This window comes from Roseivirga sp. 4D4 (assembly GCF_001747095.1).
Taxonomy (GTDB): Bacteria; Bacteroidota; Bacteroidia; order Cytophagales; family Cyclobacteriaceae; genus Roseivirga.
The window spans coordinates 710,510-724,937 of sequence record NZ_MDGP01000001.1 but is presented as its reverse complement, the minus strand read 5'-3'; the positions used below and the strand labels follow the sequence as shown (position 1 = coordinate 724,937).

Below are 14,428 nucleotides of genomic sequence, written 5' to 3'. Positions count from 1 at the left end.
CTAAGAAATAGGCAGGCAATAAAAAACCCTGAATGTTGCCATTCAGGGTTTTCAATTACTAATTCTTTACCTACCAACCGATAGCCGCACCATCACTGAAGAGTCCTTCTCCGTTGCGAGCCCTTCCTGAACTCCATAGCCTTCTTTCAAACATTAGAGAAGCTGAATTCTTGCCTATTTCAAAGACATTTGCATCGGTATTCTTTTCAGCCTTGCCTCTTATCAATAATCTGGACTCAAAGTCGTCTTTGACTTCCAACCGATTGGCAAAGACCATAATTGAATACTGCCTTGGTTCCAGTGTTAGTGCATCTCGGTATTCAATAATCACTCTGTTTGAATTCTCCAGAGTTCTAATTTTGGTGATAATACCCTGCCTTTTGTTTATGCGTGATATTGATTCAAAAGTTCTTTTTCCAGATGCCCTCTGGGTGGTTAGGGTATCTCCCTTAATCCTGAAAAAGTTGGATATCAAAGGTTCACTTGACCATCCCGATCTCATTCCATCATCAATAATCACTAGATCACGCTGTTCCAACAGATCAATCATCCGTTCAATATTAGCCTGAACTTTGGCCATTTCAATCTTTTGACGTTTTAACTTACGGACCTCCCGTTTGGTCAATTCTGGAGTGATATCACTATCGAGATGTTGACCATAAACAGGAACTATTCCGATGACAACCAAAGAGAATACAGTAATTGCTCTGCATATAACTTTTCTGTGTTTTGTGATATTAGCCATCTTACTGACCTCCTCTCCAACCAGTTAAAAGTCTACCTTCCCCGTCTCTCTTTCTTCTTCCATTTCTCCAGAGCCTTTGTTCCAAAAGTAGTGTAGTCGAATTCTGACCAATCTCCAGTACGTTAGCATCTTCATTACTCGCTAGTTTTCCTCGAATTAGTACGCCTGACCCATCATCATTTCGTACCTCAAACCGATTAGCATGTACAAAAATCAAAACTTGAAATGGCTCTAAAGACAACAACTCGCGATATCTTAAAAAGATACGTCTCGGACGACCTTGCTCTGAGTCCAAGACTTGGTATTCAAAAATTATTCCCTTTTTCTTAAAAATGTCAGGATCAGACTGGATACCAGTTCCCAAAGCATCAGCACCCATTCTTTGGAACGTTAGCGTATCACCTTTGATTCTAAAGAAATTCACTAAACCTGATTCTGGGTAAAGACCACGCCCTACACCGTCATCCATTACCACCACATCTCTTTTTTCGATCAACTGCACCAATTTTTTAGCATTGTAGCTAATCTTTCTCTCCGTCTTATCCTTTTTCGCTTGTTGACGCTTCATTCGTTTGGTCACTTTTGAAGTTTCCTCCGTATTAGTGTCTTGAGCCACAACCGTGGATAAACCAAAGAACAATAGAATTAAAACACCGAATATTTTGCTCAATTTCCCCATATCATCAGCTTTAGTTAATGTTAAATCACTACTGAATGACAACAAAAATCATTCCATTAGTACAATAATCTTATGTCAAGGGGAAATGTTTTACAATTTTTTTACACTTAATACCTGTGGCTATCAGCGTATCTCCTACAATTCTGGAAAAAACAGATATCAAGGTATTACTTGGCTAATCGACTGTCACGCCATGATCAATAATCACAATTCCTCATTGTTCTTTTTACGATCACAACTCTTACCTTAACTTGATTAATTTCAACCACACTACTCTCCTCCACGCCAGCCGTCAAGTATTTGTCTTCCAGATCGACTTGCTCTCCGCCTATAACCCAGTTGTTGATTCAAAAGGAGGGTTGTAGAGTTCTTACCAATCTCCAAGACGTTAGCATCTTCATTATTTGCTAATTTCCCGCGAATAAGAATACCTGATCCATCATCATTGCGTACTTCAAATCGATTAGCGTGTACAAATATCAAGACTTGGAATGGCTCGAGTGTGAGAAGTTCGCGGTACCTCAAGAATATCCTTTGAGGCCTGCCTGCTTCAGAGTCTAAAACCTGATATTCGAAAATGACACCTTTCTTCTTGAATATTTTTGGGTCACTCTGATATCCAGTTCCCAAAGCACTAGAACCAACCCTTTGAAAGGTCAAGGTATCTCCTTTTATTCTAAAAAAGTTAACCAAACCGGATTCTGGATATACGTCTCTACCAACGCCATCATCCATCACTACCAAATCCTTCTGCTCAATCAGTTGAACCAGTTTCTTCGCATTGTACTTTATCTTTCTCTCCTTGGCCTCCTGCTTTGCCAGCTGACGTTTCATCCGCTTGGTCATTTTAGGAGTTGTGTCCTGATTTGTGTCTTGCGCCATAATTGGAGATAGACCAAAGAATATCAGTGTTATAACAGCGAGTATTTTGTTCAACTTTCCCATATCATCAGTTTTAGTTAGTGAGAACACTATCGAATGGCAACAAAAATCATTCTATTAATTTCATATTTTTTTACGAGGGAAACTTTATACAAGTTCTTCTCGCTTAATACCTCTGGGCCGTTTCAACCAAGAGTCTATCGGAGTTAATTCCCAATTCACGTACTCTGGCTTTAGCAATAGAGTAGTGCTTTCCTCGAATTACGAGGCCAGTTCCATCTTCACGCCTAGCTTCCACTCGACTCGGAAAGATATATATGACTGTTCTTCGGAACTCTTGGGTAATTCTATCCAAATAGCTCACAACCACCCTTGGTGGTAAATCACCTTCGGACTCAAAAACCTTCAATCCCCTTATAATACCTTGAAATTTATCGATTACCTCATCTTCCTGAATACCTGTTCCTAGAGGTTTTGCGCCCTGTCTTTGAAAGGTGATCGTGTCACCCTTGATCCGAAAGAAGTTCACTAGTCCAGACTGAGGGTACAAACCACCACTTACACCATCATCCTTAATCACGAAGTCACGTGCGTCTATCAAGGCTAGTACATCTTGGATTTTGGCTTCAAGTTTCTTGGCTTTCGCCAACCTTCTCTTTTCTTTCTTGGATAATGGTTTTTCAGATTTCTCTTTCTCCTTTGACGTTTGACCATAAAGTGATGGCACGCTGAAAGACATTGCAAAAAGAACCAGGATAACTACAAACTTAACTCTCATAACTAAAAAATTTTCTTCAAGTTAATCAGAACCATGCCATAAGACAAAAGTCCAACCTATAGTCAATACAACGCCAAAACCTTTAAAAGTTGCAGCTACTCGTAGCGTAGAGAAGTAATGGGGTCTTGGCTCGCAGCTCGTCTGGCGGGTGCTATACCAAAAATCACGCCCACTGTAACAGCCACACCAAAGGATAAAAGAATTGAAAAACCACTAACAATTGTCGGTATATCGGCTAATTCGGCTATCCCAAAGGCGATAGTCAAACCTAAGATCACTCCCACCGCACCTCCGGAAAAACTAATCATGACAGCTTCTAATAGGAACTGGTAAATGATGTCTGCCTTCTTTGCCCCGAGTGATAATCTCAAACCAATTTCCTTAATGCGTTCTAGCACAGATGCCAACATGATATTCATAATCCCTATTCCTCCGACCAGCAAGGAGATACCGGCAATTCCTCCAAGTACGTAGTTGAAAATATTCTTGGTTCGCTGTTGCTGTTTGAGCATTAGTTCTGGTATCTCTATTTCATAGTCCACCACATCGCTGTGCTTTCTACTTAACAACTTCGAGACAACCTGAGCAATTGAATTGATCTGCTCTGTATCACGCACTTTGATGACCAATCGATCGAGCTGATGATAATTTACACCCGACTGATCATTATTCCTGTTTCTTCTGGCTTCTTGAATCAAGGAGTTGGTAACCATCAAGCGATTTTCATATCGGATCAAGGCTGTACTCAGCGGAGTGTAGATATCCATGTTATAATCCCGAATTCCTAGGTTGGTAATGCTCTTATCCGAAATGATGCGTTCCTCTAGGACACCAATTACCTTGAGCCAGTGCTTACCCACCTTTATGTACTTCCCTATTGGCTCTTCGCGACTAAAAAACTTTGACTTAATTGTTTTGCCTATAATACAGACTGGTGCTCCCTTTTGAATTTGTTCTTGATTGAAATAGTCTCCCTCGTCCAACTCAAAACCTGAAATCTTAAAAAATGTATTATCCACCCCAACTAACTTGGCCGTTCTACGAAAGCCTTCACGCGTGACTTCGGTGTCAAGAACGATCTCCGGGCTTATCATCTCTATACCAGGGACAATTTTCCGGATACTTTCAACATCCAAGAAATTTAACCCAAGCGAAAGGTTCTTTTTAGTCTCTTGAGTACCTACTGTACCTTCTTCTGGCTCCACATTGCCTTCACTCTGCTCTACCACCGGGTTAATGACGATATTATTGACACCCACAAGCTCAATTTGCTCAAGTATCTCCTGCTGAGCGCCTGATCCGATGGCCAACATGGCAATCACGGCAGCCACTCCGAAAATGATACCCAAAGCGGTCAGGAGCGATCGTATCTTATTAGCCAAAACCGCCTCTGAGGCGATGGCCATATTTAGGAGAATCCGCTGGATCATTATTAATCCTTTTTGGCTATAGCTTTATTTGTTTTGTCAATAAGACGCAAGGGTCGGCTCTCCATATTGTCAGGGTCAGACAAATAGATAGTACTTCCCTCATCCAGTCCATTAAGCACAACTACCTCATCAGAATTCGACCTGCCTAGCAGTACCTCTTGCCTTACAGAACTTCCTCCATCTTTTGCGAGTACGTAGGTAAGCGAATCTCCCTGACTATGCACGGCTTCCACCGGGATAAAAATCACATCCGAAAGCACTTCTGCTATAATTTTATTACTTGTGGTCATGCCAGGACGAAGTGTAGTGTCTGACTCATGAATTTGTACTGATATCTCGAAAACTTTTGAATCTGAATTTGGCCTTTGCTGTCCCATGTTAGCAACATCTATAACAACGCCAGTTAGTCTCTTATCTGGAAAAGCATCCAAGCCAATATCTACACGTTGACCTTCCTTAACATTGTTAATATCTACTTCATTGATATAGGTTTTAGAAACCATTTTAGTCAGGTCAGGAAGTGTCGCCACCACGGGGTCCCACGCACTTACCTGAGCACCAACCCCCAATTTATTACCTCTCCAATCCCTTTTATAAATCAGCATTCCTGGTTCCGATGCCATAATCGTGAATTGCTTCTGTAAGTTTAGCAAGGCATCCAATTTGGCCTTATCATCATTCATCTTAGCTTCCGCCTCCTTCATTTTGGCCACTGACTTTTGACGCTGCAGCTCATAGTTCTCAAGCTCTTGCTTGTACTGTTTCTCAGCTCTTTCAAGGTCCATTGTCTTCTCTTTCACCACAGCAGGTGGCTCGTATTGGGAATTCTCCAATACTAACTTCTTTTTATCAATTTCGAAGAGCAGTTTATCCATAGCATCCCTAGCCTTTCTTAACTCTATTGCAGAATCAAGAGAGGCTTGCGTATACTGTGAGGTACTTACAGTGTAATCAGACATACGTTGTTGGCGTTTAGTGCCCAACTCCGTCTGGTCCAATCGAGCAACATAATCACCCGCGTTTACTACCGTACCCTCTTCAATGATGTGCTCAATTTTAGTTTGGAAAATACCAGCAGATTGCATACCGCCAGGGCCTCTGATTTCAGCCGAACTTTTTGCAAACAACTCACCAGAGGCAATGATCTCAGACCGGAATTCACCCCTTTGTACTGTTGTAAAAACCTCACCAGTATCAGCTGAGCCTTTATTAACCTTGGTGATGAAGAATATTATAGCCGCGACAAAGACACCCGCAACGATAAGGAGGGATCGTTTTTTCATGTTGTTTAGATTTTGAGTTGAAGCCTATTTAACTATAAAAATAGTTTATTCAAACTATATTAATAATTTTTAACCCTTATTTAACATTATATAACTACGTACGTAATTCGGGTAAATTCATTACACGAATTCAGAAATACTTCAAATAATTTATTCAAACCACTCTTATTAAGAGATGAACGGAAGTCACATTTAGTTTGATTCGACTAATTAAAAATTAGATGTACCAATAATCTTCTGTTCAGCACCTCACATGTTTAATTTACTGTCGTAGTTTTGGACCAATGAACTATCTATCGGTTGAAAACGTCTCTAAAACTTTTGGGGACAGAATTATTCTAGATGACCTCTCTATGGGGATCGCTCAGGGTCAAAAAGTTGCCCTGGTGGGTATCAATGGATCTGGTAAATCAACGCTCCTGAAAGTCCTCACAGGTATTGAAACTGCGGATAGTGGCGAGGTTGTGTTTCGCAAGGATATAGTAGTTCGTTCGCTACTTCAAAACCCTCACTTCAAAGCTGGTCAGACTATTCTGGATGCCGTTTTTGATGAAAATGACCCCACCCAACAACTGATCATCAATTATGAGCGAGCGCTCGCCAATGGAGATGGCAATCAGATTGAACAACTGATCAATGAAATTGACGCAGCCAATGCATGGGATTTAGAAAGCCAGGCCAAGCAAATCCTCGGCAAATTAGGGCTTCATGAATTAGAACTCGAGGTCTCAAACCTATCAGGCGGGCAACAAAAACGTATTGCATTGGCCAGTGTCCTTATTCAGAAACCTGACCTGCTCATTCTAGATGAGCCCACCAACCATTTGGACATTGAAACTATAGAGTGGTTAGAGAGCTACCTGAGCCAGTCCAACATGGCCCTAATTCTGGTAACCCATGATCGATACTTTCTAGAAAAGGTCACTAGCGAAATCATTGAGTTGGACAAAGGCCAAATCCATCATTACAAAGGTGATTACACATTCTTTTTGGAGAAAAAAGCAGAGAGAGAATTATCTGAAAACTCCTCCATTGACAAAGCAAAAAACCTCTACCGCAAAGAGCTTGACTGGATTCGTAGACAACCCAAGGCAAGAGGTACCAAAGCCAAATATAGAGTGGATGCATTTCAGGATACCAAGAGCAAGGCTTTCAGTAAGGAAAATACTAATGACCTAAAACTAAAAGCTGAGGCACAAAGACAAGGCAAAAAGGTACTTGAGGTTGAAAGCTTAAGCCATGGATTTGATGACAAGTTATTGATCAAGGACTTTGATTATGTCTTCCCAAGAAAGGAACGAGTTGGGATTGTAGGACCCAATGGATCTGGAAAGACTACCTTCATCAAACTACTGATGGGAGAACTTGATCCAAAAGTCGGAGCTATAGACATAGGACCAACTACCAAATTCGGGTACTATCGGCAAACGGAGCTGAGTTTTGACAATGAGCAGACCGTCATTGACTTCGCCAAATCGATTGCCGAGGTAGTTGAAGTGGGCAAGGGAAGAACTGTACCGGTTTCTCAGTTTTTGACACGCTTTCTTTTTCCACCAGATGTTCAGTACAAACCGATTGGAAAACTCAGTGGTGGTGAGAAACGAAGACTGCAGTTACTGCAAATCCTAATTCAAAGCCCTAATTTTTTGGTGCTAGATGAACCAACAAACGATCTGGACCTGATTACACTCAACACCTTGGAAGCCTACCTTGAAGCTTTCGAAGGTTGTCTTATGCTGGTGTCTCACGATCGGTACTTCATGGACAAGCTAGTCGATCACCTCTTTGTCTTTGATGGTTCAGGTACAATAAGGGATTTCCCCGGTAATTACACGGACTATAGAGCCACAGCAAGTACAACTGCAACGCCAATCAACAAAACCAAAGAAACACAACCCAAACAGACATCTCAAAAGGATTCTTCACAAACTCGAAAGTTGACCTACAATGAAAAAAGGGAGTTCGAAGCACTTGAAAAGGAGATCCCAAGTTTGGAAAAAGAGAAGGCGGCACTGATTGCAAAGCTGAACGGAGGCTCAACAGATCATGAAGAACTAACGACCTGGTCCTCAGCCATTGAGGATATTACAAATCAACTGGATGAAAAAGAAATGAGATGGCTTGAGCTTTCTGAATTGGTTTAGCAGTTCTGTTCCTTTCGTTTGAGCCAGGCGTTTAAAACTAAAAGCTCGTTAATGATGTGGGCTTAATTCTCAACCAAAATCAACGACACAATGGCTGACCAGAGAAATATTTTCGATAAAGGGATGAAAATTCTAACCGTGTTCCTTCTATTGACACTTACCCTTTCTTGTGGAGAAAACATTGAAGATTTCACATCTGCATTCCAAAATGAGGAGCTAAAAGTCCACTTAGACAGTTTTGAAAGTGAGGCTCAGGCACGTGGAATATCTTTGGACCTCACACGAACCGAATTAGTTTTTGTGGGAGATATTTTCTTGAATGGACAGCAAGCTTGCAGTCGAAATTTTGAGAACTTCGAGAATCAAGGCAATGCAAGAATAGAAGTTTCTGCAAATCCCGACTGCTGGGAGAATAGGAATGATCAAGAGCGAGAAAACCTCCTCTTTCGCGAATTTGGAGAAGCACTACTCGATCGGTTGACTAACAATAGCAAACTACCCAATGGCCTACCAGCCAGCATCATGTGTAACGACTGTGATATTTTCAGCCTCTATGATGAATCAACAATCGAAAGAAGATTCTACTACCTGAATGAGCTCATGGGTGTCGATCAGGAGATACCAGATTGGGGCAGGTAGAATAAATCCCAAGGTTTCCGCAAGTCAGGGAACAATATGTGACATCACAAGTGTTTATTGCTAACTTCAAAAGATCGCTTAGATCATAAGAAGTATTGGGTAAAAGGGTATTAGCAAAAACATGGCAAAATTAGAATTCAGCAGCGATCATAAATGTGTCCAGACTTCGTCAGGACAGACCATCTTAGATGCTGCTTTAAAGCATGACATTCCTCACGTACACGCCTGTGGAGGAAACGCATTCTGCTCTACCTGCCGTGTATTGGTTCAGGAAGGCCTTGAGCATCTTCCTGAGAAAAACTCCAAAGAAGCAGCCCTTTCTAAACAGTTGGGTCTGCCCGAGGAAATAAGACTGGCTTGCCAAACTCGACCTACTGAGGATTTAAAAATTAGGCGATTGGTAATGGATAAAGTTGATGAAGATGTAATCCTTCAACACGGAGGAGAAGGAGCACCAAGGAGCCTCGGACAAGTAAAAGAAGCCTCTGTCTTATTTGTGGATATAGCCGATTACACGGCATTCACCGAAAAAACACCAGCTTATGATGTGGTACATGTGCTGAACAGGTACTTCTACATAGCCGGTAGTATTATCAAAAAGTATAACGGTAAAATCATCGACTATTATGGAGATGGTTTTCTGGCCATTTTCGGACTAGATGACGACCCCAACCATGCCGGAAACCTGATCAGTGCAGGTTTCGCATTGCAAGATGCTGTGGACAAGTTTGATCATGACATCCATGAATTGGTTAACCGAGATTTTAAAATCAGATTAGGAGCACACACAGGCAATGTGATCTGGGGTACCATAGGCATTACGGGCATGGAAAAAGAAGCGGCCATCGGTGATACCGTCAACTTTGCAAGTCGTATAGAACAGGCGAACAAAGGACTTAACACTAAGTTTTTGATCTCTGAAGCCTTATACAAGCAATTTGACAAGTGGTGCACCATCAGTGGCACTTATGAAATTGAGGCGAAGGGAAAGGAAGGTATGCACCGCGTTTATGCCTTAGACCGCATGCTCGCCCCTATGCCAACGGCATAACTACAGGTATTAGGAGCTCTTGATTGTTAATTCAATATGCATAGAGCGCTTCTCATTGCCATACTCTTATTCCTAGCGACTTTCGATTCAATCAGTCAAGTAAGACTTAGGGGGCGTGTCGTTTACTCTAAAAAGAATACTCCATTACCTCAAGCTGCAGTTTTTATAAAAGGTGCAAGGACTGGAGTTCAAACAGCTGAAACTGGAGAGTTTATGCTCAACTCTACCAAAGGCAGTGGCACGCTGGTTTTTAGATATCTAGGCTTTATTACCAAGGAAGTACCTTTCTCGACTGTAGAGACAGAAGGTGCGATAATAGATCTTGGTGATATCAAAATGGAAATTGGTACAGTTTGCTATGTCGAAACTGACTTGCTTACTCTCGGACCGTCTTACAGTGCTAACCATTTGGGATTTGGGTTCAAATTAAACGCAAGAATTCCTCCAGTATTTAACCTCTATCCAAGGCTTAGGCTTGAAGCTGATTTCAATGCACGCACCTCGAATTCGAGAAAATACTTCAGAGTAAGTCGTTACTCTAATTACATCGCCAGTGGGCTTAATTTGAACTTTGACCTCGAATATGCCTCACGCCAGGTAATAATCTCGGACCAAAGTCAGGGGTTGGAAGAAATCGGTTTAGTAACAAGTTTATATAAACGCAGGGGAACCTTCGGTATTGGTCTAGGCCTGAACAGAGCCAGAGAATCTCAGGGCCAGAAAGATTTTGCCCTAATCCTCGAGTATTACAAAGAATTAGGCTACCACATATCCGTCAAAACTCAACTCAAAAAATGGCATGAACATACACAACTGAGATGGAAGTTTAATTACAGCATCAATAGGATTAACTTGAATATAGGGCTTCAAGGAGAACACCTTAAAAATTACAATGAATTCATACTTTACCTTGCTTATGACATCAGGATTTGACTATATGCAATTTCTGGTTTAAAACCTTCAACTAAGCCTATCGTTAACATATTCATGAACACTACACTTTGGATTATTCTCGGAAGCCTGCTTTTGGTATCCTATGCTTTTATCTTCATTGATGCTTACAAGTCAAATAGGTCACGTGTTGGCAAACAACAAGTTCCCATGTTCCATGGACTGTTTATAGGTCCTCTCTACTATTTCATACTGACGAATCATCAGTTGAGAGAGCGAAAGCAGTTCATGAAGGGTATGCGCAGGTTCTCGTAATACAAATTCTTAAGTCTATGATACCAAAGAGTTTTATTTACACCACCCTTGGCTGCACGTTGTTGCTTTTTGCATTTCAAAGTACACTTTTAGCTCAAACTGAATCTGTCCAACTAGCAAATACTCAACAGTTTACTTTCAACTCCAGTCACATTAATGATGATTTCGAAATAATGGTGAGCCTTCCGCTCGGCTATCAGCAATCGAGCACCAGGTACAAAGTGCTCTATGTTCTCGATGCCAACGTAACCTTTGGCATGACACATGATATCCAAACCCTCATTTCATTTGAGCCTGAAAACCCACCTATGATTATCGTTGGCATTGGCTACAAGGACTTTGGAAATTGGATTCAGAAAAGGGCTCGTGATTACATGCCATCCAAAGTAAAGAGCGCTCCTGGATCGGGTGGTGCGGCTAAGTTTATGACTTTCCTGGAGGAACAACTCATACCTCATATCAATAGCAAATACAGAACGACAGAAGAGAAAATCATTTATGGACATTCCACAGCGGGCCTTTTTGGCCTGTATGTCCTTCTGAAAAAACCCGGTATGTTCGATGGCTACATAATCACCAGTCCATCCGTAGACGAAGACAGCGGGTATTCACTAGAACTCCTCAATTCAGCTACATCAGTACCTACGAAGCAAGTGAGGGTGTTTACGTCCTATGGCACTAAAGAGAAGCCATCATTTGTAGAAACTTATAAGGCCTTTGTTAAAGCCTTGGGATACAAAATTCATACGAATGTGAAATTGGAGTCTGGTCAGTTCATCGCCTCCCACATGGCATCAATGGCACCAGCCTTTGTGGCAGGACTTCAATTTGTCAATAACCGTGATTAGTTAATCTGAATTAAAAAACGTTATACAGATGTTAAAAAAACGAGCTTCATTAACATCTTCATAACACCCTACTAAATTTGTAGACCAAATAGACAACCTTAACTCCTATTTCGCGTGTCGTTTTAAGGACATTCCACTTCGACAAAAAACCTGGTTAGAGGAACTGTTTAACAAAGTCTTGACTTTAGATATCATGGATCGCGATTTCATCAATACCCTTTATATTCGACAACAGGCTTGCGCCAACTGCCCTGCACCAGAGGCCATTGCCCATTGGTTCAACGAATTGCTAGGCGTGCTTTTTCCCGACTTTGCTAAACAGCAATTCAATACGCAAAGAGAATTTGAACTCTATATCGAGCGATTAAAACTCCAGCTAGATCAAATCCTGTCGAAAAACCCCACCAAGGGAGAACTAGATCCCAGCCATGTCACTGAAAGGTTTTTCGAACTCCTACCATCCATTCACGAGCAGATGGAACAGGACATTACAGCCCTTTTTGAGGGAGATCCGGCTGCCAAAAGCCGTACCGAGGTAATTCGAACGTATCCCGGCTTTATCGCGATATCAGCCCATCGAATAGCCCATCAATTACATCAGCTAGGTGTTGGATTGATTCCCAGAATCATTTCAGAATATGCACATAGCAAAACGGGCATTGACATTCACCCTGGCGCTCAAATCGGTCACTTCTTTTGCATCGACCATGGTACAGGTGTGGTCATTGGGGAAACCACAGTGATTGGAGATCACGTAAAGATTTACCAAGGCGTAACGCTAGGTGCCCTGAGTGTCGATAAGAAAGATGCGAAAACAAAACGTCACCCGACTATTGGTGACAATGTTGTCATCTATGCTGGGGCCACCATTCTGGGAGGCAATACAGAGGTGGGACACGATTCAGTTATTGGTGGTAATGTATGGCTTACCCATAGCATCCCTCCTTTCTCCAAAATCTACTATCAGGCGCAGATGACCAATACTGAGGGCACTATTGATACCATCATATTTAAAGGCCAAAGCGCATGAACATCGAGGCATTGATTGGCAATACGCCATTGGTAGAATACAAGGGCATCAGTCCAAAGCCAGGAGTTCGTATTCTGGGGAAACTCGAGGGCAACAATCCCGGAGGCAGTGTTAAGGATCGTGCAGCCTATGGCATGATCAAGGGAGCGTTGGACCGCGGGGATATAAAACCGGGCGACAAACTGGTGGAAGCCACCAGTGGCAATACTGGAATTGCCCTAGCCATGATTGCCAGTATTATGGGTGTGGAAATGACCCTCATCATGCCAGATAACTCCACTCGCGAACGGGTCTTGAGCATGGAGGCTTATGGTGCCAAAGTAATCCTCACCCCTGCCAAGCAGACCATTGAGTATTCCAGAACACTAGCTGAGCAAATGGCCGATGAAGAAGGCTACTTTATGCTCAACCAATTTGGTAATACGGATAACTACGGGCAGCACTATAAAACCACAGGGCCCGAGATCTGGAAGGACACGGACGGAAAGATCACCCATTTTGTCTCGGCCATGGGCACCACAGGCACTATCATGGGCGTTTCCCGATACTTGAAAGAGCAAAACCCAGAAGTGCAGATCGTGGGCACACAACCTAAAGATGGTTCTAGTATTCCAGGCATCAGGCGATGGTCTCCTGAGTTTCTTCCCAAGATATTTGAATCCTCAAGAATCGATCGGGTCATTGATGTCAGTCAGGAAGAAGCCACTGACATGACCCGCAGACTGGCCAAGGAAGAGGGTGTATTAGCCGGTATGAGCTCAGGAGGAGCACTAACAGCTGCATTAAAAATCGCCAACGAAATCGAAGAAGGCCTAATTGTCCATATTGTCTGCGACCGGGGTGACCGCTACCTCAGTTCTGACTTGTTTGGGTAGGTCTTGAACGGATTTATTAATACATTTTTGATTTATACCCAAAAGGACGACTTGTCCAGTAAATAAAAAATAGGAATCCCCTTCTATAGCCCTTATCTTTTTTCAAAAGCTAAGTTAAACCCAAACTTTTGAAGAAATTCTATATATAAAAGTGTTAGTAAACATTAAAAATGAAACGACTAGTCATACTTCTATTTCCATTGATAATATCCGCTTGTGGACAAGGACTAAAGCAAAGCAAGGCATACCATTCGAATGGTCAACTTGCTTCTGAGGGACAACTCTTGGACGGGCAGCCACATGGACTTTGGAAATTCTACTATGAAGACGGAAGTAAAGAAAGTGAAACACACTTTGATAACGGTCTGAGACACGGAAATTCAATTCGTTGGCACCAAAATGGTACTCTTCAAGGAAAAGGAGAATACAAAAAGGGAGAAGTTGAAGGGACTTGGGAGGCATACTTTGACAACGGACAATTCGAGAAGGTATTTACTGTTATTGATGGCAAAATGCACGGAGATTACACAGAGTATTATCCCAGCGGGCAAGTCAAACGAAATGGTATTATGGACCATGATAAAGAAGTTGGAGAATGGTTAACTTTCTATGACACAGGAGAATTAAAGAGTAAGACTATAACGAGTGACGTTAAAGGGCAAGGTTTCATGACCATCTATTACAAAAGCGGCAGCAAACAACGAGAAGGTGGTTATATCAACCAAGACAAAGAAAACGGAACATGGAGTTATTGGGACGAACAAGGGGAATTAACTCATGAGATAGATTACGAAAGCGGAGAAATAAAGAAATAAAACGTTTGCCAACAATAGTTCTA

General features: G+C 42.0%; 15 protein-coding genes. 9 read left to right on the top strand and 6 right to left on the bottom strand.

Annotated features, from left to right (window positions below; genetic code table 11):
* Positions 1–70: 70 nt before the first annotated feature.
* The 6 genes from BFP97_RS03165 to BFP97_RS03140 form a co-directional block, all read right to left on the bottom strand.
* Entirely contained in the window at positions 71–745 is a 675-nt protein-coding gene (locus BFP97_RS03165) for a hypothetical protein (RefSeq protein WP_069841020.1), read from the bottom strand.
* A 1-nt stretch (position 746) separates the two neighbouring features.
* On the bottom strand, positions 747–1,424 hold the full coding sequence (locus tag BFP97_RS03160) for a hypothetical protein (RefSeq protein WP_069841019.1): 678 nt from the start codon (positions 1,422–1,424) through the stop codon (positions 747–749).
* 270 nt (positions 1,425–1,694) lie between these two features.
* Complete coding sequence (locus tag BFP97_RS03155) at positions 1,695–2,369, bottom strand: hypothetical protein (protein WP_069841018.1); 675 nt, start codon at positions 2,367–2,369, stop codon at positions 1,695–1,697.
* Between the two features lie 103 nt (positions 2,370–2,472).
* A complete protein-coding gene (locus BFP97_RS03150; protein WP_069841017.1) occupies positions 2,473–3,084 on the bottom strand; it encodes a hypothetical protein in 612 nt (203 codons plus the stop codon).
* Between the two features lie 95 nt (positions 3,085–3,179).
* Positions 3,180–4,514: an ABC transporter permease gene (locus BFP97_RS03145; RefSeq protein ID WP_069841016.1), complete on the bottom strand. Its 1,335-nt coding sequence runs from the start codon at positions 4,512–4,514 to the stop codon at positions 3,180–3,182.
* 2 nt (positions 4,515–4,516) lie between these two features.
* Positions 4,517–5,797, bottom strand: a complete 1,281-nt coding sequence (locus BFP97_RS03140) for an efflux RND transporter periplasmic adaptor subunit (protein WP_069841015.1) — start codon at positions 5,795–5,797, stop codon at positions 4,517–4,519.
* Positions 5,798–6,081: 284 nt separating this feature from the next.
* On the opposite strand from BFP97_RS03140, the gene BFP97_RS03135 reads away from it, so the two are divergent.
* The 9 genes from BFP97_RS03135 (at position 6,082) to BFP97_RS03095 (ending at position 14,405) form a co-directional block, all read left to right on the top strand.
* Complete coding sequence (locus BFP97_RS03135) at positions 6,082–7,941, top strand: ABC-F family ATP-binding cassette domain-containing protein (RefSeq protein WP_069841014.1); 1,860 nt, start codon at positions 6,082–6,084, stop codon at positions 7,939–7,941.
* Positions 7,942–8,031: 90 nt separating this feature from the next.
* Positions 8,032–8,580, top strand: a complete 549-nt coding sequence (locus BFP97_RS03130) for a hypothetical protein (RefSeq protein WP_069841013.1) — start codon at positions 8,032–8,034, stop codon at positions 8,578–8,580.
* Positions 8,581–8,701: 121 nt separating this feature from the next.
* A complete protein-coding gene (locus BFP97_RS03125; RefSeq protein ID WP_069841012.1) occupies positions 8,702–9,631 on the top strand; it encodes an adenylate/guanylate cyclase domain-containing protein in 930 nt (309 codons plus the stop codon).
* 36 nt (positions 9,632–9,667) lie between these two features.
* Positions 9,668–10,564 (top strand): carboxypeptidase-like regulatory domain-containing protein, encoded by an 897-nt coding sequence (locus tag BFP97_RS03120; RefSeq protein WP_069841011.1) that lies wholly within the window; start codon positions 9,668–9,670, stop codon positions 10,562–10,564.
* A gap of 54 nt (positions 10,565–10,618) precedes the next feature.
* The gene (locus BFP97_RS03115) at positions 10,619–10,837 is read left to right on the top strand and encodes a hypothetical protein (protein ID WP_069841010.1); all 219 of its coding nucleotides are present in this window, start codon (positions 10,619–10,621) and stop codon (positions 10,835–10,837) included.
* Between the two features lie 17 nt (positions 10,838–10,854).
* Entirely contained in the window at positions 10,855–11,685 is an 831-nt protein-coding gene (locus tag BFP97_RS03110) for an alpha/beta hydrolase (RefSeq protein ID WP_083262402.1), read from the top strand.
* Positions 11,686–11,878: 193 nt separating this feature from the next.
* Positions 11,879–12,715 carry a serine O-acetyltransferase gene (locus BFP97_RS03105; RefSeq protein ID WP_069841008.1) on the top strand — a complete coding sequence of 279 codons (837 nt, stop codon included), beginning with the start codon at positions 11,879–11,881 and terminating at the stop codon, positions 12,713–12,715.
* A complete protein-coding gene (cysM, locus tag BFP97_RS03100) occupies positions 12,712–13,590 on the top strand; it encodes a cysteine synthase CysM (protein ID WP_069841007.1) in 879 nt (292 codons plus the stop codon). Before BFP97_RS03105 ends, cysM begins: the two co-directional genes overlap by 4 nt.
* A gap of 170 nt (positions 13,591–13,760) precedes the next feature.
* Positions 13,761–14,405 (top strand): toxin-antitoxin system YwqK family antitoxin, encoded by a 645-nt coding sequence (locus BFP97_RS03095; protein ID WP_069841006.1) that lies wholly within the window; start codon positions 13,761–13,763, stop codon positions 14,403–14,405.
* Positions 14,406–14,428: the final 23 nt, after the last annotated feature.